The sequence below is a fragment of the Pseudomonas sp. NFXW11 genome (genome assembly GCF_049887815.1).
Classification (GTDB): domain Bacteria; phylum Pseudomonadota; class Gammaproteobacteria; order Pseudomonadales; family Pseudomonadaceae; genus Aquipseudomonas.
This window is the reverse complement of the sequence record NZ_JAGEKI010000005.1, coordinates 8,468-33,185: the sequence shown is the minus strand read 5'-3', so window position 1 is coordinate 33,185 and position 24,718 is coordinate 8,468. Positions and strand designations below refer to the sequence as shown.

At 68.9% G+C, this 24,718-nt stretch carries 2 protein-coding genes; both read left to right on the top strand.

Features of this window, described 5'->3' with window-relative positions; translation table 11 throughout:
* Positions 1–18 precede the first annotated feature (18 nt).
* Positions 19–13,140 (top strand): amino acid adenylation domain-containing protein, encoded by a 13,122-nt coding sequence (locus J4P02_RS09630; protein ID WP_426189508.1) that lies wholly within the window; start codon positions 19–21, stop codon positions 13,138–13,140.
* Positions 13,137–24,701, top strand: coding sequence for an amino acid adenylation domain-containing protein (locus tag J4P02_RS09625; protein WP_426189506.1), 11,565 nt, complete (start codon positions 13,137–13,139; stop codon positions 24,699–24,701). Before J4P02_RS09630 ends, J4P02_RS09625 begins: the two co-directional genes overlap by 4 nt.
* Positions 24,702–24,718 lie beyond the last annotated feature (17 nt).

The following is a 24,718-nucleotide window of genomic DNA, read 5'->3' as shown; positions in this document are numbered from 1 at the left end:
TACTCAGGCAGGTTACCCATGCAGTTCAGCGAATTGATGGCCGTACTTTCGACCCTAGCGATCCGTTTGCAGCAGGATGATCAGGACCTGCTGGTGCAGGGTGACGACCAGTCCCTGGACGACGGTCTGTGGGACAGCCTGGTGCTGCACAAGGCGCAGTTGTTGCAACTGGTGGCCGGGCAGGGCGGCAGTTGGTTGAGCCCGGCTTTCAGGATCACCCCCGAGATGCTGCCGCTGGTGCAACTGGACCCGCCGGCCATCGAGCGCATCGTTGCCGGGGTGCCCGGTGGCGCGGCCAATGTGCAGGACATCTACCCCCTGGCGCCGCTGCAGGAAGGCATGCTCTACCACCATCTGGCGGCCAGCGCCGGCGACCCCTATGTGCTGCAGGCGCGCTTCGCCTTCGCCAGCCCGGAGTTGCTGCAGGCCTTTGCCGGGGCCCTGCAATGGGTGATCGAGCGCCACGATATCCTGCGCACCGCGCTGGTCTGGGAAAACCTCGACGAGCCGCTGCAAGTGGTCTGGCGCCAGGCGCCGCTGTTGTGCGAGGCCGTGCAGCTGGACCCGGCGGGTGGCCCGGCCCTGGAACAGTTGCAGCAGCGCTACGACTGCCGGCATTTCCGCCTCGACCTGCGCCAGGCGCCGCTGCTGCGCCTGGTGCATGGGGCCGACCCCGGGCAGTCGCGCCAGGTGGCCTTGCTGCTGTTCCACCACACCGTCCTGGATCACGCGGCCCTGGACCTGGTGCGCCAGGAAGTCCAGGCCTTCCTGCTTGGTCGCACGGCCCAGCTGCCGGCACCGGTGGCTTTTCGCGACCATCTGGCCCAGGCCCGCCTGGGCCAGAGCCAGGCGCATCACGAAGGGTTTTTCCGCGACATGCTGGGTGATATCGACGAGCCGACCCTGCCGTTCGGCCTCGGCGAGGTGCAGGACGCCAGCCGGGTGATCGAAGAGCACCGGCAGACCCTGGACCGGCCGCTCAGCCAGCGCCTGCGCGCCCAGGCCCGGCAGTTGGGGGTGAGTGTCGCCAGCTTGTTGCACCTGGCACTGGGGCGGGTGCTGGGGCAGGTGTCCGGGCGCGAGGCGGTGGTGTTCGGCACCGTGCTGCTGGGGCGCATGCAGGCCGGCGAAGATGGCGAACGGGCCCTGGGGATGTTTATCAATACCTTGCCGCTGCGGGTCGATGTCGGCGCCCAGAGCGTGCGCGACGGGGTGCTGGCCACCCATAGTCGCCTGAGCGCCTTGCTCGCCCACGAACACGCCTCCCTGGCCCTGGCCCAGCGCTGCAGTGGCGTGGCCGCGCCAACCCCGCTGTTCAGCGCCATGCTCAACTACCGCCACAGCCAGGCCGCCGACGCCGCCGAGGTCCAGGAACTGGTGCCGGGCATCCAGGTGCTGGGGGCCGAGGAACGCACCAACTACCCGCTGACCCTGAATATCGACGACCTGGGTGACGACCTGCGCATCACCGCCCTGGTGGACCGGCAAATCGGCGCCGAGCGTATCGGTGGCTACCTGCTGTGCGCCCTGGAAAGCCTGGCCCTGGCCCTGCAGGACAACCCCGAGGCGCCGCTGCACAGCCTCGACATTCTGCCGGCCAGCGAACGCAACTACCTGCTGCATGGCCTCAATACGCCGCTCGGGCACTACCCCGACAGCCCGCTGATCCATCAACAGGTGGAAGCCCAGGCCCGGGTCCAGCCCGAGGCACCGGCGCTGATCTTCGAGGGCCAGCGCCTGAGCTACGGCCAGCTCAACCAGCGCGCCAATCAACTGGCCCACCGGCTGCTGGCCCTGGGCGTGCGTCCGGACCAGCGGGTGGCAATCTGTGTCGAGCGTGGCCTGGAAATGATCATCGGCCTGCTGGGTATCCTCAAGGCCGGCGCCGCCTACGTGCCCATTGACCCGGCCTATCCGCGCGAACGCATCGCCTACACCCTGGAGGACAGCGCGCCGGTGGCGCTCTTGGTACAGGCCCAGACCCAGGCCCTGGTGGCCGACCTGCGGGTGCCGCTGATCGACCTCGACAGCCGCACCCTGGCCCACGAGTCCCTGGACAACCCCGAAGTGCCGGGGCTGACCCCGAGCCACCTGGCCTACGTGATCTACACCTCCGGCTCCACCGGCCTGCCCAAGGGGGTGATGATCGAGCACCGCAACGTGGCTCGGCTGTTCTCCGCCACCCGCGACGGGTTCGACTTCAACTGGCGCGATGTGTGGGCGTTGTTCCACTCCTTTGCCTTTGACTTCTCGGTCTGGGAAATCTGGGGCGCGCTGATCCATGGCGGCCAGTTGCTGATCGTGCCCCAGGCCGTCAGCCGCTCGCCCGAGGCCTGCTACCGGCTGCTCTGCGAGGCCTCGGTGAGCATCCTCAACCAGACCCCCAGTGCCTTTCGCGCGCTGATCAGCGCCCAGGGCCAGAGCCGCCTCAAGCACTCCCTGCGCCAGGTGATCTTCGGTGGCGAGGCCCTGGAACCGGGCCTGCTCAAGCCCTGGTACGCGCGGGTGGAAAACGTCGGCACCCAGCTGGTGAACATGTACGGCATCACCGAAACCACGGTGCACGTGACCTATTGCCCCTTGCAGGCGGCGGATGCGCAGCTGGTGGGCAGCAGCCCCATCGGCCGGCGCATCCCCGACCTGCAGCTGTATGTGCTCGACGCCCAGCGCCAGCCGGTGCCGTGCGGCGTGGTGGGGGAGCTGTATGTGGGCGGTGCGGGGGTGGCCCGGGGTTACCTCAACCGCGAGCAACTCAATGCCCAGCGCTTTATCGCCCACCCCTTCAGCGAGCAGCCGGGGGCGCGGCTGTACCGCAGCGGCGACCTGGCCCGCTGGCGGCCCGACGGCAGCCTGGAATACCTGGGCCGCAACGATGACCAGGTGAAGATTCGTGGTTTCCGTATCGAGTTGGGGGAAATCGAGGCGCGCCTGGCAGCCTGCGACGGGGTCAGCGAAGCGCGGGTGATTGCCCGGCAAGAGCCCGGTGGCGACCCGCGCCTGGTGGCCTATGTGATCCCTCGGCCCGGTGCGCAGCCCGGCGCCACGCAACTGCGAGAGCAACTGCGCCAGCACCTGGCGGACTACATGCTGCCCGCCGCCTATGTGCTGCTCGACGCCTGGCCCCTGACCGGCAACGGCAAGCTCGACCGCAAGGCCCTGCCGGCCCCCGACGGCGAAGCCGTGGCCCGGGGCGAATACCAAGCGCCGGTGGGCGCGGTGGAACAGACCATCGCCGGCATCTGGCAAGAGCTGCTGCAACTGCCGGAAGTCGGCCGCCAGGACAACTTCTTCGAGCTGGGCGGGCATTCGCTGCTGGCGGTGAAGCTGATGGAGCGCATGCGCCAGGTCGGCCTCAGCGCCGATGTGCGGGTGCTGTTCGGCCAGCCGACCCTGCAAGCCCTGGCCGCCGCCGTGGGCGGGCAGCACGAGGTGCCGGTGCCGGCCAACCTGATCAGCGCCGATTGCCAGCACATTACCCCGCAACTGCTGCCCCTGGCCGACCTCGACCAGGCGGCCATCGACAGGGTGGTGGCGCTGGTGCCGGGCCGCACCGCCAATGTCCAGGACCTGTATGCCCTGGCGCCCTTGCAGGCGGGCATTCTGTACCACCACCTGAGCAGCGCCGAAGGCGACCCTTATGTGCTCCAGGTGCAGTTCGAATTCGCCAGTGACAATGCCTTGCAAACCTTCACCCTGGCCCTGCAGCAGGTGATCCAGCGCCACGATATCCTGCGCACCAGCCTGGCCTGGGAAGGCCTGGACGAGCCGGTGCAAGTGGTCTGGCGCGAGGCGCCGCTGGCCGTCGAAGTGGTGGAGCCGGACCCGGCCGCCGGCCCGTTGCTGCAGCAGTTGCAACAGCGCTTCGACCCCCGGCACTACCGCCTCGACCTGACCCGGGCGCCGCTGCTGCGCCTGGTGGTGGCCCGGGATGGGCAATCGCCGCGCTGGCTGGGCATGCTGCTGTTGCACCACCTGGCCCTGGATCACACGTCCCTGGATGTGCTGGTGAGCGAAATCGGTGCGGTGCTGCAAGGGCAGGGCGGGCAACTGCCGGTGCCAGTGCCCTATCGCAACTACGTGGCCCAGGCCCGCCTGGGCCAGAGTGAAGCGCAGCACCAGGCGTTCTTCCGGCAGATGCTCGGCGATATCCAGCAGCCGACCCTGGCTTTTGGCCTGCAAGACGTGCAGCGCGACGGCAGCGGCATCCATGAGCAGCGGCTGCTGCTGGCGGCGGCGCTGTGCCGGCGCCTGCGGGAACAGACGCGGCGCTTCGGGGTCAGTGTCGCCAGCCTGATGCACCTGGCCTGGGGCCAGGTGCTGGGGCAGTTGGCCGGAGGCGAAGCGGTGGTGTTCGGCACCGTGCTGCTGGGGCGGATGCACGGCGGCAGTGGCGCCGACCGGGCCCTGGGGATGTTTATCAACACCTTGCCGCTGCGTATCGACCTCGGCAGCCTGGGGGTGGAACAAGCCCTGCGCGAGACCCATGGCCGGCTCGCCCAGTTGCTCGGCCACGAACATGCCTCCCTGGCCCTGGCCCAACGTTGCAGTGGCGTGCCGGCGTCGCAGCCGTTGTTCAACAGCCTGCTCAACTACCGGCACACCCGGCTCGATGGCGACGACCAGCACAGCCCGGCGAACTGGCAAGGGATTCGCGTGCTGGCTTCCGAGGAGCGCAGCAACTACCCGCTGACCCTGAATATCGACGATGACGGCAGCGGCCTGCGCCTTGGCGTGCAGGCGGTGCAGCAGGTCAATGGCCAGCGGGTCTGCGCCTACCTGGAATGCGCCCTGGGTCACCTGGTCCAGGCCCTGGAGCAGACACCGGCCAAGGCCCTGCTGGAGATCCCGATCCTGCCCGCAGCGGAGCGCCGGCAACTGCTGCTGGAGTTCAATGCCAGTGCTCGTGACTACCCGCATCAGCAGACCCTGGCGCAGCGTTTCGAGGAGCAAGCCGCTGCCCATCCGCAACGGCTGGCGGCGGTGCATGGCGAGCAGAACCTGAGCTACGCCGAACTCAATACCTGGGCCAACCGCCTGGCCCATCACCTGCTGCAATTGGGGGTGCAGCCGGGGGACAAGGTGGCGCTGTTGCTGCCGCGCTCCCTGGAGCTGCTGGTCGGGCAACTGGCGGTCTGCAAGTGCGCCGCCGCCTATGTGCCCCTGGACATCAACGCCCCGGCCGAGCGCCAGGCTTTCATGCTGCAGGACAGCCAGAGCGTGGCCCTGCTCAGCCGCAGCGACCAGCCCCTGGACAGCCCGCTGCGGCGCATCGACCTCGACCGCCTGGCGCTGGCGCCATTGCCCGGGCACAACCCGGCGCTGGCGCAATCCTCCGCGGCGGTGGCCTACATCATGTACACCTCGGGTTCCACCGGCACGCCCAAGGGGGTGCTGGTGCCGCACCGCGGCATTACCCGGCTGGTGCTCAACGATGGCTACAGCGATTTGAGCGCCGCCGACCGGGTGGCCTTCGCTTCCAACCCGGCCTTCGACGCCAGCACCCTGGAAGTCTGGGGGCCCTTGCTCAATGGCGGCCGGGTCGTGGTGGTCGATCACCACACCCTGCTCGAACCCCAGGCCTTCGGCCAGCTGCTGGGCGCTGCCGGGGTGACCCTGCTGTTCCTCACCACCAGCCTGTTCAACCAGTACGTGCAGGCAATTCCCCAGGCCCTCAAGGGCTTGCGCATGCTGATGTGCGGCGGCGAGCGGGCCGACCCCACGGCCTTCCGGCGGATGCAGGCGCAAGCGCCGCAACTGCGCCTGGTGAACGGCTACGGGCCGACCGAAAGCACCACCTTCGCCGTGACTTACGAGCCGCGGCAGGTGCCGGCCGAGGCCGACAGCCTGCCCATCGGCCGGCCGCTCGCCAATACCCGGGTGTATGTCCTCGATGCCCGTCAGCAACTGCTGCCCATTGGCGCTCAGGGCGAGATCGTGATTGGCGGCGACGGCGTGGCCCTGGGCTACCTCAACCGCCCCGAGCTCAGCGCCGAGAAGTTCATTCGCGACCCCTTCAGCGAGCGCCCCGACGGGCTTTTGTACCGCACCGGGGATATCGGCCGCTGGCGCGAGGACGGCCTGCTGGAGTGCCTGGGACGCCTGGACGACCAGGTGAAGATCCGTGGCCTGCGCATCGAGCCCGGGGAGATCCAGAGCCGCTTGGCGGCCTGTGCCGGAATCAAGGACGCGGCGGTGGTGGTGCGCGAGGACGAACCCGGCGACAAGCGCCTGGTGGCCTATTACACCCAGGCGCCACAGGCCCCGGCGCTGACCGCGCAACAGCTGCGTGAAAGCCTGTTGCAACAGTTGCCCGAGTACATGGTGCCGCTGGCCTATGTGCAGCTTGAGGCGCTGCCCCTGACCAACAACGGCAAGCTCGATCAGCACGCACTGCCGGCGCCGGATGCGGCCACCCTGCTCAGTCGCGGTTATGCCGCCCCCGAGGGCGAGGTGGAAATCGCCCTGGCGCGGATCTGGAGCGAACTGCTCAAGGTCGAGCGCATTGGCCGGCATGATCACTTCTTCGAACTGGGCGGCCATTCGCTGCTGGCGGTGAGCCTGATCGAGCGCATGCGCCAGATCGGTTTCAGCGCCGATGTGCGGGTGCTGTTCAGCCAGCCGACCCTGGCCGCCCTGGCTGCGGCGGTGGGCAGTGGCCGCGAGGTGCAGGTGCCGGCCAACCGCATCGCCCTCGACTGCGCGCAGATCACCCCGCAGCTGCTGCCACTGATCGAGCTGGAACAGTCGGCCATCGACCTGGTGGTGGCCAGCGTCCCCGGCGGCGTGGCCAATGTGCAGGACATCTACCCCCTGGCGCCCCTGCAAGAGGGCATTCTCTATCACCACCTGAGCGCTGAGCAGGGCGATCCCTACCTGCTGCAATCGCGCCTGGCCTTCGACAGCCTGGAGCGCTTGCAGGGGTTTGCCGAGGGCCTGCAACAGGTGATCGCGCGCCACGATATCTTGCGCACCGCGGTGCTCTGGGAGGGGCTGCCGCAACCTGTGCAGGTGGTCTGGCGACACGCCGAGCTGCGGGTCGAGGAGCAGCATCTGGACCCTGCCGAGGGGGATCTGCTGGAGCAACTGCACAGGCGTTTCGACGCTCGCCACTGGCGCCTGGACCTGGCCCAGGCGCCGCTGATCCGCCTGGTCTATGCCCGCCAGCCGGGGCAGGCGCGGGTGCTGGCGATCCTGCTGTTCCATCACCTGGCCCTGGACCACACCGCGATGGCGGTGATAGGCGAGGAAATGCACCAGTTGCTGTTCGCTCGCGGCCAGCCGCTGGGCACCCCGGTGCCCTATCGCAACTACGTGGCCCAGGCGCGCCTGGGCGCGGGGCAGGCCGAGCACGAAGCCTTCTTCCGCGACATGCTCGGCGATATCGACGAGCCGACCCTGGCCTTCGGTGTGGCCGATGTGCAGGGTGATGGCCGTGATATCGAGGAAGCCCGGCTGCCATTGCCGGCACCGCTGAGCCAGCGTTTGCGCGAGCAGAGCCGGCAGCTGGGGGTGAGTGCCGCGGCATTGATGCACCTGGCCTGGGGCCTGGTGCTGGGGCAGGTGGCCAACCGCAAGCAGGTGGTGTTCGGCACCGTGCTGATGGGGCGCATGCAGGGCGGCGAGGGCGCCGACCGCGCCCTGGGGGTGTTTATCAATACCCTGCCGCTGCGGGTGGATGTGTACGGCCTCGGTGTGCGCGCCGCGGTCAGGGCCACCCATGCCCGGCTCAGCGCCCTGCTCGGGCATGAGCACGCCTCTCTGGCCCTGGCCCAGCGCTGCAGCGGCGTGTCGGCCAGCTCGCCGCTGTTCAGCGCCTTGCTCAACTATCGCCACAGCGCCGCCGAGCACAGCGCGCAAGCCGGTGAGGGCATCTGGCAGGGGGTGGAACTGCTGGGGGGCGAGGAGCGCAGCAACTATCCCCTGAGCCTGAGCGTGGATGACCTCGGCCAGGGCTTCGAACTGGCCCTGCTGGCCCGGGCCGAGATCGGCGCGGCGCGCATGGGCGGCTATATGCTCTGCGCCCTGGAGCAACTGGCGGACGCCCTGGAGTGGAGCCCGGAGCTGGACCTTGCGCAACTCTCGGTGTTGCCTGCGGCCGAGCGTGAGCAACTGCTGGAGGGTTGCAATGCCACCGCGGCCGATTACCCGCGCGGGCACACCCTGCATGGCCTGTTCGAGGTCCAGGTACGCCAGGCGCCCGAGGCCGTGGCGTTGGTGCAGGGGCCGTTGCAGTTGAGTTACGGCGAGCTCAACCGCCGGGCCAATCGCCTGGCGCGGCAACTGCTGGAACTGGGGGTGCGCCCCGACGACCGGGTGGCGCTGTGCCTGCCCCGTGGGCCCCACCTGCTCACCGGCATGCTGGGGATTCTCAAGGCCGGTGGCTGCTACGTGCCCATCGACCCGGCCCAGCCACCGGAGCGCATGGCCTACCTGCTGCAAGACAGCGCGCCACGAGCGCTGCTGGTGCAGGGCGAGCCACTGCCGGGCCTGCCCGGGGTGCTGCAGATCGACCTGCGGCGCTGTGACGGGGCCGAGCTTGAGCCGGACAATCCCCAGGTTGCGCAACTGACTCCGGCGCACCTGGCCTATGTGATCTACACCTCCGGCTCCACCGGTCAGCCCAAGGGCGTGATGATCGAGCACCGGAGCCTGGAGAACATGATCCACTGGCATTGCCAGGCCTTTGGCACGGGGCCTGGGCGCCACAGTTCCAGCGTTGCCGGCCTGGGTTTCGACGCCATGGCCTGGGAAATCTGGTCGACCCTGTGCAGTGGCGCGACCCTGCACCTGCCACCGGCCGAGGTCGGCACCCAGGACCTGGATGCACTGCTGCAGTGGTGGCGTGATCAGCCGCTGGATGTCAGCTTCCTGCCCACCCCGGTGGCCGAATACGCCTTGAGCCAGGGGCGTGGCCACCCGACCCTCAAGACCCTGCTGATCGGCGGCGACCGCCTGCGCCAGTTTGCCCGCGACCCGGGGTTCCAGGTGTTCAACAACTACGGCCCCACCGAAGCCACGGTGCTGGCCACCTCCGGGGTGCTGGAAGCCGGGGGCGCGCTGCATATCGGCCGGCCCATGGCCAATGCACGCATCTACCTGCTGGACCAGGCGCAGCGCCCGGTGCCGCTGGGGGTCAGTGGCGAGCTCTACATAGGCGGCGTCGTGGTAGCCCGGGGCTATCTCGGCCGCCCGGAACTGAGTGCCGAACGCTTCCTCGACGACCCGTTCTGCGCCGAGCCCAATGCCCGCATGTACCGCAGTGGCGACCTGGCCCGCTGGCGCGCCGACGGCAGCCTCGACTTCCTGGGGCGCAACGACGATCAGATCAAGGTGCGCGGCATGCGCATCGAACCGGGGGAAATCGAGGCCGCGCTGCTCTCTCACCCGGCGCTCAAGGAAGCCCTGGTGCTGGTGCGCGAAGGGCGCCTGCTGGCCTATTTTACCCGCCAGGACGAGGCCGGCACGGGGCCGGACGCCGCCGACCTGCGCGACCACCTGCAGGGCCACCTGCCGGACTACATGCTGCCGGTGGCATATATGGGGCTCACCGCCATGCCCCTGACCGGCAACGGCAAGCTCGACCGCAAGGCCCTGCCGCCACCGGGCCCGCAGGCCTGGCTGAGCCGCGCATTCGAGGCCCCCGAGGGTGAGGTGGAAATTGCCCTGGCACAGATCTGGAGCGAGCTGCTGGAGGTGCCTCAGGTGGGCCGCCATGACCACTTCTTCGAGCTGGGCGGGCACTCGCTGCTGGCGGTGAGCCTGATCGAGCGCATGCGCCAGGTGGGCCTGACGGCGGATGTGCGGGTGCTGTTCGGCCAGCCGACCCTGGCCGCACTGGCAGCGGCAGTGGGCAGTGGACGCGAGGTATTGGTGCCGGCCAACCCCATCGGCGCCGACTGCACGCAGATCACCCCCGAGCTTTTGCCGTTGATCGAGCTGGAGCAGTCGGCCATCGACAAGGTGCTGGCCACAGTGCCCGGCGGGGCGGCCAATGTGCAGGACATCTACCCCCTGGCGCCCTTGCAAGAGGGCATCCTCTATCACCACCTGAGTGCGCGCCAGGGCGACCCCTACCTGCTGCAATCGCAGTTGGCGTTCGCCGACCGACAGCGCCTGGAGGCCTTTGTCGAGGCCTTGCAACGGGTGGTCGAGCGTCATGACATCCTGCGCACCGCAGTGCTCTGGGAAGGCTTGAAGCAGCCACTGCAAGTGGTCTGGCGCCGGGCTGAAGTGGCCCTGCAAGAGGTGCCGCTGGAGCTGGCCGCCGGGCCGGTGCTGGAGCAACTGCAAGCGCGCTTCGACCCTCGGCACTACCGCCTGGACCTGGCCCAGGCGCCGCTGTTGCGCCTGGTGCACGCCTGGGACCCGGCCGCGCAGCGCATCGTCGCCATCCTGCTGTTTCACCATCTCGTTCTCGACCACACCGCCCTGGACGTGGTGCGCGAAGAGATCCAGGCCTGCCTGCTGGGCCAGGCACCCAGCGGTGCGGCTATTCCCTATCGCAACTACGTGGCCCAGGCGCGCCTGGGGGTCAGCCGCGAGGAGCACGAGGCCTTCTTCAAGGACATGCTCGGCGCCATCGACACCCCGACCCTGGCCTTCGACCTGCAGGATGTGCAGGGCGACGGCGAGGCCATCGAGGAAGCGCAACAGGCCCTGGACGCCGATCTCAGCATTCGCCTGCGCAGCCAGGCGCGGCAGCTCGGGGTGAGTGCCGCGAGCCTGTTCCACCTGGCCTGGGCGCGGGTCCTGAGCCTGGCCTCGGGCCAGGAGCAGGTAGTGTTCGGCACCGTGCTGCTGGGGCGGATGCAGGCCGGGCAGGGCGCTGACCGGGCCCTGGGGATGTTTATCAACACCCTGCCGCTGCGGGTCGACCTGGACCACAGCGGCACCCGGGCGGCGGTCAAGGCCACCCATGCGCGGCTCAGTGCCCTGCTTGGGCACGAGCACGCCTCCCTGGCCCTGGCCCAGCGTTGCAGCGGCGTGGCGGCGCCGCTGCCACTGTTCAGCGCGATGCTCAACTACCGCCATGGCAGCGACGCGCCCTGGAGCGAAACCGTGCAACAGGCCTGGGCCGGAATCGACACCCTGCACAGCGAGGAACGCACCAACTACCCACTGAGCCTGAACGTCGACGACCTGGGCCAGGGCTTCCGCCTCACCGCCATGACCTTGGCGCGGGTCGGTGCCGAGCGAATCTGCGGCTTCATGCAGCAGGCCTTGCTGGCCCTGGTGCATAACCTGGAACACAGGCCGCAGCTTCCGCTGCGGGATACCCCCATCCTGCCGCCGGAGGAACGCCGGCAACTGCTGCAAGGGTTCAATGCCACGGCCCGCGACTATGCCCTGGAACAGACCCTGCACGGGCTGTTCGAGGCCCAGGTGGCGCGCACGCCCGAGGCCATCGCGGTCAAGGCGGGCGAACTGCAAATGAGCTATCGCCAGCTCGATCAGCGGGCCAATCAGCTGGCCGCGCAGTTGCGGCAATTGGGGGTGGGTGCCGATGCCCGGGTGGCGATCTGCGTCGAGCGCGGGTTGCCGATGGTGGTTGGCTTGCTGGCGATCCTCAAGGCCGGCGGCGCCTATGTGCCCATCGACCCGAGCTACCCGGCGGAGCGCATCGCCTACATGCTCGCAGACAGCGCGCCGCTGGCGGTGCTGGCCCAGGGCGCGACCCGCCAACTGCTGGGGGAGCTGGCGGTGCCGCTGGTGGACCTGGAGCAACAGTTCCAGGGCAGCACAGCGCTTTCCAGCCCGGCACTGAGCAGCCCACTGTACTCGGATGTGGCGCCGAACCACCTGGCCTATGTGATCTACACCTCCGGTTCCACCGGCCAGCCCAAGGGCGCGATGAACGAGCACCGGGCGGTAGTCAACCGTTTGCTGTGGATGCAGGAGCAGTACCCGCTGAGCGCGGCGGACGCGGTGCTGCAGAAAACCCCGTTCAGCTTCGACGTTTCGGTCTGGGAATTCTTCTGGCCGCTGTTCACCGGCGCACGGCTGGTGATGGCCCGTCCCGAAGGGCACAAGGACCCGGCCTACCTGCGTGAAGTGATTCGCGCCGAGGGCATCAGCACCCTGCATTTCGTGCCCTCGATGCTCGATGTGTTCCTGGCCCATGGCGAGGGCGTTGAACCCTTGGGCCTGCGCCAGGTGATGTGCAGCGGCGAAGCCTTGCCGGGCAGCCTGGTGAGGCGCTTCAAACAGCAGTTGCCTGGAGTCGGGCTGTACAACCTTTATGGCCCCACCGAAGCGGCGGTGGATGTCAGCGCCTGGGATTGCAGCGGGCCGTTGGATCAGACCCCGGACAACACACCGATTGGCAAGCCGATTGCCAACACCCTTCTGTACCTGCTCGATGGCCAGCGCCAACCGGTGCCCCTGGGGGTGGCGGGAGAGCTCTACATCGGTGGGGTGCAAGTGGCCCGGGGTTACCTCAACCGCGAGCAGTTGACCGCCGAACGCTTTCTCGACGACCCCTTCAGCGCGGCCCCCGGGGCGCGGATGTACCGCACCGGCGACCTGGCTCGTTACCGCAGTGACGGCAATATCGAGTACCTGGGGCGCAATGACGACCAGGTGAAGATCCGCGGCCTGCGCATCGAACTGGGGGAAATCCAGGCGCGTCTGACCCAGCTGGACGGGGTCAAGGAGGCGGTGGTGCTGGCTCGCGAAGATGTGCCCGGCGACCAGCGCCTGGTGGCCTACTACACCACCCACCAGGGCGACCAGTGCCTGCCGGTGGAGCAGTTGCGCGGGGCGTTGTTGCAACAGCTGCCGGAGTACATGGTGCCAGCGCTCTATGTGCACCTGCAGGCACTGCCCCTGAGCCCCAACGGCAAGCTTGCGCGCAAGGCCCTGCCGGCCCCGGGGCTGGAGGCGGCGCGGGTGCGCGAGTACGAGGCGCCGGTGGGCGAGGTGGAAATCACCCTGGCGCGGCTCTGGGCCGAACTGCTCAAGGTGGAGCGGGTTGGGCGCCAGGATCACTTCTTCGAACTGGGCGGCCACTCGCTGCTGGCGGTGAGCCTGATCAGCCGGATGCGCGAGGAAGGCATGGAGGCCGATGTCCGGGCGCTGTTCGAGCAGCCGACCCTGGCGGGCTACGCAGCAATGACTGAACGCATGGAGATCGTCCTGTGAGCCTGATCGAACTCTTGGCGACACTGAAGGAAAAGGATGTGCAACTGGTGCTCAAGGATGAGCAACTGGTGGTCCAGGGCAACAAGGCGGCCTTGAGCGATCCGGCCCTGCTGGCCCGGTTGCGCGAAGCCAAGCCCGAGCTGATCGAGCTGATCAGGGCCGGCGACTATTCGGCGGCCAAGGCCGGGACCGTGCAGGTGCCGGTCAATGGCATCACCCGCGATACCTTGCGCATCACTCCGGACCTGCTGCCCCTGGCCGGGCTCGATCAAGTGGCCATCGACAGCATCGTCGCCCGGGTGCCGGGCGGGGTGGCCAATGTGCAGGACATCTACCCCCTGGCGCCCCTGCAGGAAGGCATTCTCTATCACCATGTCAGCGCCGCCCAGGGCGATCCCTATGTGATGCAGGCGCACTTCGCCTTTGCCAGCGGCGAGCGCCTGCAGGCCTTTGCCGAGGCCTTGCGTGGGGTGATTGCACGCCACGATATCTTGCGCACTGCCGTGCTCTGGGAAGGCCTGGAACAGCCGATGCAGGTGGTCTGGCGTGAAGCCGCGCTGGTGCTCGAGGAAGTCGCCCTCGACCCCGCGGCCGGCGATGTGCTGGCCCAACTGCATGGGCGCTTCGATGCCCGGCACTATCGCCTGGATCTCGCTCAGGCACCGCTGCTGCGCCTGGTGCATGCGGCGGACCCTGCAGGGCAGCGCATCCTTGCCACCCTGCTGTTTCACCATATCGCCCTGGACCACAGTGCCCTGGAGGTGGTGCGCCAGGAAATGCAGGCCCTGCTCACTGGCCAGGCCGAGCGCCTGGGGCCGCCCCTGGCGTTTCGCAACTACGTGGCCCAGGCCCGCCTGGGCACCAGCGAAGCCGAGCACGAAGCCTTCTTCCGACAGATGCTGGGGGATATCGACGAGCCGACCCTGCCCTTTGGCCTGCAGGACGTGCAGGGCGATGGCCGCGCCATCGTCGAGTGCAGCCGACGCTTGCCGGCGGCCCTGAGCCAGCGTCTGCGCAGTCGCGCACGGCAGGCCGGGGTCAGCGCCGCGAGCCTGTTCCACCTGGCCTGGGGCCGGGTGCTGGGCACCCTGGCCGGCAAGCGCAAGGTGGTGTTCGGCACCGTGCTGATGGGCCGCCTGCAAGGCGCCGAAGCCACCGAGCGGGCCCTGGGGATCTTTATCAACACCTTGCCGTTTCGCCAGGATGTCGACGAGCAGCCCCTGGAGCAGGCGCTCAAGGCCACCCACGCGCGCCTGACCCGCCTACTGCGGCATGAACACGCGGCCCTGGCCCTGGCCCAGCGTTGCAGTGGCGTCCAGGCGCCGACCCCGTTGTTCAGCGCCTTGCTCAACTACCGCCACAGCGGTACCGGGGCCAGTGCCGAGGCCCGGGCGGCCTGGGCCGGGATCGAGACCCTGCACAGCGAGGAGCGCACCAACTACCCGCTGACCCTGAGCGTCGATGACTTCGCCGATGACTTCGGCCTGACCCTGCTGGCCAGTACCCAGGTCGAGCCGGGGCCGATCCTCGACTACCTGCTGTGCGCCCTGGAACACCTGGACCAGGCCCTGGAACAGACGCCGCAATTGCCTCTGCAGCAGTTGCCGATCCTGCCCCGGGCCGAACGCGAGCGAGTGCTGGTGCAGTTCAACCCGAGCAGCAGCGACTGGCCCCAGGCACTGACCATTCATGCCCGGATCGAGGCCCAGGCGGCCCTTCGACCGGAAGCCCCGGCCGCCTGGTATCAGGGCGATTGCCTGAGCTATGGCGAACTCAACCGGCAGGCCAATGTGCTGGCCCGGCAGTTGCTGGCCCTGGGGGTGCGCCCCGACGACCGGGTCGCGGTAGTGGCCCGGCGCAGCCTGCCGACCCTGGTCGGGCTGCTGGCGGTGCTCAAGTCCGGGGCCAGCTATGTGCCCATCGACCCGGCGCACCCTGGCGAACGCCTGAACTACCTGCTGCAAGACAGCGGGCCGCGGGTACTGCTGGTGCAGCCCGAGTTGCGCTCGCGCCTGCCGGCGCTGGGCTTGCCGCTGCTCGAACTCGACCCCGCGCTCTGGCAAGACGGCGCCGAGGGCAACCTCCAGGTGCCGGGGCTGACCCCGGCCAACCTCGCCTATGTGATCTACACCTCGGGTTCCACCGGCCTGCCCAAGGGGGTGATGGTGGAGCACCAGAGCCTGGGCAACCTGGTGGACTGGCATTGCCGGGCCTTCGACCTGGAGGCCGGCAGCCACACCTCCAGCCTCGCCGGTTTCGGTTTCGACGCCATGGCCTGGGAGCTGTGGCCGGCGCTGTGCGTGGGCGCCACCTTGCACCTGGCGCCGACCCGCGACGGCAGCGAGGACCTGGATGCCTTGCTCGCCTGGTGGCGCGAGCAGCCACTGGACGTCAGCTTCCTGCCGACGCCGGTGGCCGAATACGCCTTCAGCCAGGCGCTCGGGCACCCGACCCTGAAAACCCTGTTGATCGGCGGCGACCGACTGCGTCAGTTCAGCCACGACCAGGGTTTTGCCCTGATCAACAACTACGGCCCCACCGAAGCCACGGTGGTGGCCACCTCCGGGCCGATGCTGGCCGGGCAGGGGCTGGATATCGGCCGGCCCATCGCCCATGCCCGCATCTACCTGCTGGACGAAGCGCAGCGCCCGGTGCCGGTGGGGGTGGCCGGCGAGCTGTATGTCGGCGGCGCCGGGGTGGCCCGGGGGTATCTCGGGCGTCCTGAGCTGAGCGCCGAGCGCTTTCTTGACGACCCCTTCAGCCAGGTGCCCGGGGCGCGCATGTACCGCACCGGTGACCTGGCGCGCTGGCTGGCGGACGGGCGTATCGACTACCTGGGGCGCAACGACGACCAGGTGAAGATCCGTGGCGTGCGCATCGAGCTGGGGGAAATCGAAACCCGCCTCAACCAGTACCCCGGGATTCAGGAGGCGCTGGTGCTGGTCCGCGAAGACCCGCCGGGCAACCCGCGGCTGGTGGCCTATTTCACTGAACAGCAAGGCGCGGCAGTGGTGGTGGGCGAACTGCGTGGGCAACTGCTGGCGCAGTTGCCGGACTACATGGTGCCAGTGGCCTTTGTACGGCTGGCGGCCTTGCCCCTGACCTGCAATGGCAAAGTCGATCGCAAGGCCCTGCCGGCCCCGGACCAGGACGCGCTGTTCAGCCGTGTCTACCAGGCCCCGCAAGGCCCCGCTGAAAACGCCCTGGCGCAGATCTGGCAAGAGCTGCTGCAGGTGCCGCGGGTTGGGCGCCACGACCATTTCTTCGAACTGGGCGGGCACTCGCTGCTGGCCATGCGCATGCTGTCCCAGGTGCGCCAGCGCCTGGGGCTGGAACTGGCCATGGGTGAGCTGTTCGCCAATGCCGAACTCAGCGCGGTGGCGGCGGCCCTGGAGCGGGCCGAGCGCAGCAGCCTGCCGGAGCTGTTGCCGGCGCCGCACAACCAGCCGCTGGCGTTGTCCTTCGCCCAGCAGCGGCTGTGGTTCCTGGCGCAGATGGAAGGCGCCAACACCGCCTACAACATACCCATCGGCCTGCGCCTGCGTGGCCAGCTGGATGGCGCGGCCCTGCAACGGGCCCTGGAACGCATCGTTGCGCGGCATGCAAGCCTGCGCAGCCGCTTTGCCCAATACGGCGACGAGGCCCAGGTGCTGATCGCCCCGGCGGAAGCCGGGCTGGACCTGCAACTGGAAAACCTGCGCGGCCATCCCCAGGCCCAGGAGGCCTTGCAGGCCCTGGTACAGGGCGAGGCCTCGGCGCCCTTCGACCTGCAGCGCGGGCCGTTGATCCGCGGGCGGCTGATCCAGCTGGCGGACGATCACCATGTGCTGCTGCTGACCCTGCACCATATCGTCAGCGATGGCTGGTCGATGAACCTGTTGACCCGCGAACTGGTGGCGCTGTACGCCGCCTTCAGCCAGGGCCTGGCCGATCCGCTGCCGCCGCTGGTGTTGCAGTACAGCGACTTTGCCCACTGGCAGCGGCGCTGGCTCAGTGGCGCGGTGCTGGAGCAGCAGGCGCAGTACTGGCGGCGCGCCCTGGATGGTGCGCCGCCCTTGCTGATGCTGCCCAGCGACCGACCGCGCCCGGCCCAGCAAGACTACGCCGGCAGCAGTGTTGCGGTGCGCCTGGACGCGCAGCTGACCGCCGGCCTGCGGGCCTTGAGCCAGCGCCACGGCACAACCCTGCACATGACCCTGATGGCCGCCTGGGGCCTGTTGCTCGGGCGCTTGTGCGGGCAGTCGGAAGTGGTGGTCGGCACCCCGGTGGCCAACCGCATGCGCGTCGAGCTCGAAGGGCTGATCGGCCTGTTCGTCAACACCCTGGCGCTGCGGGTCGACCTGGGCGCCGCGCCGCGGGTCGACAGCCTGCTGGCCCAGGTCAAGGCCCGCAGCCTGGAAGCCCAGGCCCATCAGCAACTGCCGTTCGAGCAGGTGGTGGAGATTCTGCGGCCGGTGCGCAGCCTGGCCCACAGCCCGCTGTTCCAGACCTTGCTGACCTGGCACAACGGCGATGCCCCGCAACTGGTGCTGGGAGACCTGCACCTGGAGGGCATCTATGAAGCCAGCCATTTCGCCAAGTTCGACCTGTCGCTGAGCCTGGGGGAGGTGCAGGAGCGTATCGAAGGCAGCCTGGAATACGCCACGGCGCTGTTCGACGAGGCCACGGTGCAACGTTATGTCGGCTACCTGCAGCGGGTGCTGCGGGCCATGGTGGCCGACGACCAACAGCTGCTGGAGCAGGTGCCGCTGCTCGACGCCACAGAGCGCCGGCAGTTGCTCGAAGGCTGCAACGCCACGGCCCGCGACTACCCCCTGGAACAGACCCTGCACGGGCTGTTCCAGGCCCAGGTGCGGCGTACCCCCGAGGCGATTGCGCTCAAGGCGGGCGAGCTGCAACTGAGCTATGGGCAGCTCGATCGCCAGGCCAACCAGCTGGCCCGGCATCTGCGTGGGCTGGGGGTGGGGCCCGATGTCCGGGTGGCGATCTGCGTCGAGCGCGGGCTGCCGATGGTGGTTGGCCTGCTGGCGATCCTCAAGGCCGGCGGCGCCTATGTGCCCATCGACCCGAGCTACCCGGCGGAGCGCATCGCCTACATGCTTGAAGACAGCACGCCCCTGGTGGTGCTGGCGCAGTCGGCCACCCGGCCGTTGCTGGGGGATTGCCGGCCGCCGGTGCTGGAACTGGACCGGCCGCAATGGCAGGCGCAGGCCGACAGCGACCTGGAGGACGCCGGGCTGACCCCGAGTCATCTGGCTTATGTGATCTACACCTCCGGTTCCACCGGCCAGCCCAAGGGCGCGATGAACGAGCACCGGGCGGTGGTCAACCGTTTGCTGTGGATGCAGGAGCAGTACCCGCTGAGCGCGGCGGACGCGGTGTTGCAGAAAACCCCGTTCAGCTTCGACGTTTCGGTCTGGGAATTCTTCTGGCCGCTGTTCACCGGTGCGCGGTTGGTGATGGCCCGCCCCGAAGGGCACAAGGACCCGGCCTACCTGCGCCAGATCATTGTCGAGGAGGGCATCAGCACCCTGCATTTCGTGCCTTCGATGCTCGATGTGTTCCTGGCCCATGGCGAGGGCGTTGAACCCCTGGGCCTGCGCCAGGTGATGTGCAGCGGCGAGGCGTTGCCGGGCAGCCTGGTGCGACGCTTCAAACAGCAGTTGCCCGGAGTCGGGCTGTACAACCTTTATGGCCCCACTGAAGCGGCGGTGGATGTCAGCGCCTGGGATTGCAGCGGGCCGTTGGATCAGACCCCGGACAACACACCGATTGGCAAGCCGATTGCCAACACCCGTCTGTACCTGCTCGATGGGCAACTGCAACCGGTGCCATGGGGCGTGGTGGGGGAGCTCTACATCGGCGGGGTGCAAGTGGCCCGGGGTTACCTCAACCGCGAGCAGTTGACCGCCGAGCGCTTTCTCGACGACCCCTTCAGCGCGGCCACCGGGGCGCGGATGTACCGCACCGGCGACCTGGCTCGTTACCGCAGTGACGGCAATATCGAGTACCTGGGGCGCAATGATGACCAGGTGAAGATCCGCGGCCTGCGCATCGAACTGGGGGAAATCCAGGCGCGCCTGACCCAGCTGGACGGGGTCAAGGAGGCGGTGCTGCTGGCCCGCGAGGATGTGCCCGGCGACCAGCGCCTGGTGGCCTACTACACCACCCACCAGGGCGACCAGTGCCTGCCGGTGGAACAGCTGCGCGGGGCGCTGCTGCAACAGCTGCCGGAGTACATGGTGCCGGCGCTCTATGTGCACCTGGAGGCACTGCCCCTGAGCCCCAACGGCAAGCTGCAACGCAAGGCGCTGCCGGCCCCGGGGCTGGACGCTGCACAGGTGCGCGAATACCAAGCGCCAGTGGGCGAGGTGGAGGGCATGCTCGCCCAGCTCTGGGCCGAGTTGCTGAAAGTGGAACGGGTCGGGCGCCAGGATCACTTCTTCGAACTGGGCGGCCATTCGCTGCTGGCGGTCAGCCTGATCGCGCGCATGCGCCGTGTCGGCTTGAGCGCGGATGTGCGGGTGCTGTTCAGCCAGCCGACCCTGGCGGCCCTGGCCGCGGCCGTGGGCCGCAGCCCCGAGGTGGCGGTGCCGGAGAACCTGATCTACCGCGACTGCCCGCGCATCACCCCCGAGCTGCTGCCGCTGGTGGCGCTGGATCAGCCGGCCATCGACAGCCTTGTCGCCCGGGTGCCGGGCGGGGTGGCCAATGTGCAAGACATCTACCCGCTGGCGCCCTTGCAGGCCGGCATCCTCTATCACCATCTGGCCGCCGCCCAGGGCGATCCCTATGTCTTGCAGGCGCGTTTCGCCTTTGCCGACCTGGAGCGCTTGCAGGCGTTTGCCCGGGCCTTGCAGGGGGTGATCGAGCGCAATGACATCCTGCGCAGCGCTGTGTTCTGGGAAGGGCTTGCGCAGCCGTTGCAGGTGGTCTGGCGCGAAGCGCCGCTGAGCTGCCGGGAAGTCGAGCTGGAACCCGGGCTGGAGGATGTGCTGACGCGCTTGCAGGCGCGCTTCGACAGCCGCCACTACCGCCTGGACATCGCCCAGGCGCCGCTGCTGCAACTGGTGTATGCCCGGGACCCGGGCCAGCAGCGGTTGGTGGCATTGCTGCTGTTCCATCACCTGGTGCTCGATCACGTGGCGGTGGAGGTGCTGCAACACGAACTGCAAGCCTTCCTCCTGGGCCAGCAGCAGCGCCTGGGTGCAGCGGTGCCCTATCGCAACTATGTGGCCCAGGCACAGCTGGGCATGGGCGAGGCGGACCACGAAGCGTTTTTTAGCGACATGCTCGGCAGCATCGAGCAGCCGACCCTGCCCCTGGGCCTGCACGAGGTGCCGGGGGCCAGCGTCGAGCTCAGCGAGGCACGCCAGCCCCTGGACCGCCTGTTGAGCCGACGCCTGCGCTTGCAGGCGCGACAACTGGGGGTGAGTGCCGCGAGCCTGATGCACCTGGCCTGGGGCCGGGTGCTGGGCAGCCTGACCGGGCAGCAGCAGGTGGTGTTTGGCACCGTGCTGCTGGGGCGGATGCAGGGCGGCGAGGGCGCCGAACGGGCCCTGGGGGTGTTTATCAACACCTTGCCGCTGCGGGTCGATCTGGGCGAGTTGGCGGTGCGCGAGGCGCTGCTGGACACCCACCAGCGCCTGGCGCAACTGCTTGGCCACGAACAGGCGCCCCTGGCCCTGGTCCAGCGTTGCAGCGCAGTGGCGCCGGGCACGCCGCTGTTCAGCAGCCTGCTCAACTACCGCCACAGCGCATCCGCGCCCGCTTTTGCCGGGCAGGCCAGTGAAGCCTGGGAGGGCATCGAGCTGCTCGAGGGCGAAGAGCGCAGCAACTACCCGCTGACCCTGAGCATCGACGACCTGGGTGATGGCTTCATGCTCAATGCATTGGCGGCCGGGGTCGCGGCCGAGCGCATCTGCGGCTACCTGCACTGTGCCCTGGAGCACCTGGTGCAGGCCCTGGAGCAGACCCCGCAGCTGGCCGTCGGCCGGGTGCCGGTGCTGCCGGCCGCCGAGCGCCAGCAACTGCTGGAAACCTTCAACGCCACCACTCGCGACTTCCCCCGTGGGCAGACCTTGCGCCAGCTGTTCGAGGCCCGGGTCCAGGCCGATCCGCAGCAGGTGGCGGCGGTGCAGGGCGAGCAGCAATTGAGTTACGCCCAGCTCAATACCCGGGCCAACCAGCTGGCCCATCATCTGCTGCAACTGGGGGTGCAGCCGGGGGATAACCTGGCGCTGCTGCTGCCGCGCAGCCTGGACCTGCTGATCGCGCAGTTGGCCATTGGCAAGTGCGCGGCGGCCTATGTACCGCTGGACCTCAATGCCCCGGCCGAGCGCCTGCTGTTCATGCTCGAGGACAGCCAGGCGCGGCTGTTGCTCAGTTGCAGCAGCCAGGCCTTGGAGTCCCGGGTGCCACGGGTCGAGCTGGATCGCCTGGGTTTCGACCGGCTGCCGGGGCACAACCCGGATCTTGCGCAATCGGCCGATGCGGCGGCCTACATCATGTACACCTCGGGCTCCACCGGTACCCCCAAAGGGGTGCTGGTGCCGCACCGCGGCATCACTCGGCTGGTGCTCAACGACGGCTACAGTGACCTGGGCCGCGATGACCGAGTGGCCTTCGCCGCCAACCCGGCCTTCGACGCCAGCACCCTGGAGGTCTGGGGGCCCTTGCTCAATGGCGGGCGAGTGGTGGTGGTCGAGCAGGCGACCCTGCTCGACCCCCAGGCCTTCGGCCAATTGCTCAAGGCTTCGGCAACCAGTGTGCTGTTCCTCACCACCAGCTTGTTCAACCAGTATGTGCAGCTGATTCCCCAGGCTTTCAGGGGCCTGCGCATGCTGCTGTGTGGCGGCGAGCGGGCCGATCCGGCGGCGTTCCGACGGATGCAGGCCGAGGTGCCGGGCCTGCGCCTGGTGAACGGCTACGGGCCCACCGAAACCACCACCTTCGCCGTCACTCACGAGCCGCCGCCGTTGGCCGCGGATGTCGACAGCCTGCCCATTGGCCGGCCGTTGTCCAACACCTCTGTGTACGTGCTCGACAGCCTGGGCCAGCCACTGCCGGTGGGCGTGGCGGGGGAGCTGCATATCGGCGGCCAGGGCGTGGCCCTGGGCTACTTGAACCGCCCGCAGCTCACGGCGCAGAAGTTTATCGCCGACCCCTTCGGCAGCGAACCCGGGGCGTTGTTGTACCGCACCGGCGACCTCGGCCGTTGGCGCGCGGACGGCCTGCTGGAATACCTGGGGCGCAATGACGACCAGGTGAAGATCCGTGGCTTGCGCATCGAACCGGGGGAAATCCAGGCGCGCCTGGCCAGCTTCCCCGGCCTGCGCGACAGCCTGATCCTGGTGCGCGAGGAGCAACCCGGCGACAAGCGCCTGGTGGCCTACTACAGCCTCCAGGCTCAGGTGCCAGAGCCAACCGCAGAGCAGTTGCGCAGCCATCTGCAGGGCCAGTTGCCGGACTACATGCTGCCCCAGGCCTATGTCCTGCTGGCGCAATTGCCCCTGACCGCCAACGGCAAGCTGGATCACAAGGCGCTGCCGGCACCGGATTGGCAGGCGCAACCGGGCCCGACCTACGAGGCGCCGCAGACGCCCCTGGAACAGTGCCTGGCACAGCATTGGGCCGAGGTGTTGCAACTGCCGCAGGTGGGGCGCCACGAGCACTTCTTCGAGCGCGGCGGGCATTCGCTGCTGGCCATCCAGTTGCTCACCCGGCTGCACCAGGCGGGGCTCGATCCAACCCTGGCAGAGCTGTTCCAGCACCCCAGCGTGGCCGCCATGGCGCGTTTGTTGAGCAACCGCAGCAGCGCCCCGCAGCCACTGCCGGAGCTGATTCCGGTGCGCCTCGGCGGCCGCGGCCCGGCGCTGTTCCTGGTGCACGAATTCACTGGGCTGGACCTGTACTTCCCGGCCCTGGGCCAGCATCTGCTGGGGGATTTCCCCCTCTATGGCCTGCCGGGGCTGGCGCTCGGCGAGCCGCAGTTGCGCACCCTGGAATGCCTGGCCGCACGCTTGCTGGCGCTGATTCGCCAGGTTCAGCCCGAGGGGCCCTATCGCCTGGCGGGCTGGTCGTTCGGCGGGGTGCTGGCCTATGAGATCGTCCAGCAGTTGCTCGGGCAGGACCAGCAGGTGGAGTTCCTCGGCCTGATCGACAGCTATGTGCCGCGCCTGACCGACCAGGGCCGGGCGCGCTGGTCGGGGGAGCATGCGCACAAGCGCCACCTGTTGCTGCAGTGCCGCGCCTACTGGAGCGCCCAGGGTGCGGCGGGGCAGGCCGCGCTGGCGGCCCTGGAAACCGTGGAGCAGGGGCTGGAACTCGGTGATTTCGCCAGCCTGCTGCAAGGCTTGCGCGAGCGCGAGCTGCTGTTCGAGCAACTGGCCACGGCCAGCCCCGAGCAGCTCTGGCATTACCTGGACCGCGAGGTGGCCCATGGGCATGCACTGGCCCATTACCGCCTGCACCCGATCGAGGTGCCGGTGCAGCTGTTCTGCGCCGCCGAGCGACCCAGCGAGCTGTCGCGGCGCAGCCCGACCCTGGGCTGGGGCGAGGTGCTGGCCCAGGACTGCCTGAACTGCATCAGCGTGCCCGGCGATCACCTGAGCATGATGAAGGCGCCGCATATCCAGGCGCTGGGCCAGGCCATGCTGCAGGCCATGGAACAGGCCCGGGCCGCCGCTGTGGCGCGTTCGCCACGGCCCTACCAGCCGTTGCTGCGGATTCAGAGCGGCCGTTGCGGGCAGGCGCCGATCTTCTGCGTGCCGGGGGCCGGGGACAGCATCACCGGCTTTATCGGCCTGACCGAGGCCCTGGGCCCGGAGTGGCCGATCTTTGGCCTGCAGGCCCGGGGCCTGGATGGCCAGGGCGCGCCCCATGGCCAGGTGCAGGTGGCGGCCCGGCATTACCTGCAAGCGATCGAGGCCGAGTACCCGACCGGGCCCTTGCACCTGATCGGGCATTCCTACGGTGGCTGGGTGGCCTTCGAAATGGCCGGGGCCTTGCAGGCCGTCGGGCGCCCGGTGGCGTCGCTGACCCTGATCGACAGCGAAGCCCCCGCTGGCAATGGCGTGCTCGGGCGGCCCTACACCGGCACCGCGGTGCTCTGGCGGCTGATTGAGTCCATGCAGTTGGCGGCGGGGCAAAGCATGGGGCTGGACCCGGAACGCTTCGCCGCCGAGGACGATGGCATGCAGATGCATTTGCTCCACGCCGGCATGGTGCGGGTCGGCCTGCTGTCGTCGCGGGCCGACCCGCGGGCGATGCAAGGGCCGGCGCGAACCTTCGCCACGGCCCTGCGCACTCGCTACCAGCCGCAGCAGCCCTACCAGGGGCGGGTGCGCCTGGTGCTGGCGGACGACCCGAGCCTGGACGCCGCCGGCAACCGCCGCGAGCAGCAGGCGATGATCCACGGCTGGCGGCAGCAGGTGACGGACCTGGGGCTGTGGTACGGCCCGGGCAACCACTTCAGCCTGCTCAAGGCACCGAACGTCTATCACCTGGCGGCCTGGTGGCTCGATGGCCTGGCACTGCCCCGGGACGAGGTGGTGTCATGAGTGCCGGCTGAACCCGG

Excerpts from the sequence above, each read along its gene's own strand:
- J4P02_RS09630 (WP_426189508.1), top strand. The coding sequence starts at position 19 with ATGCAGTTCAGCGAATTGATGGCCGTACTTTCGACCCTAGCGATCCGT.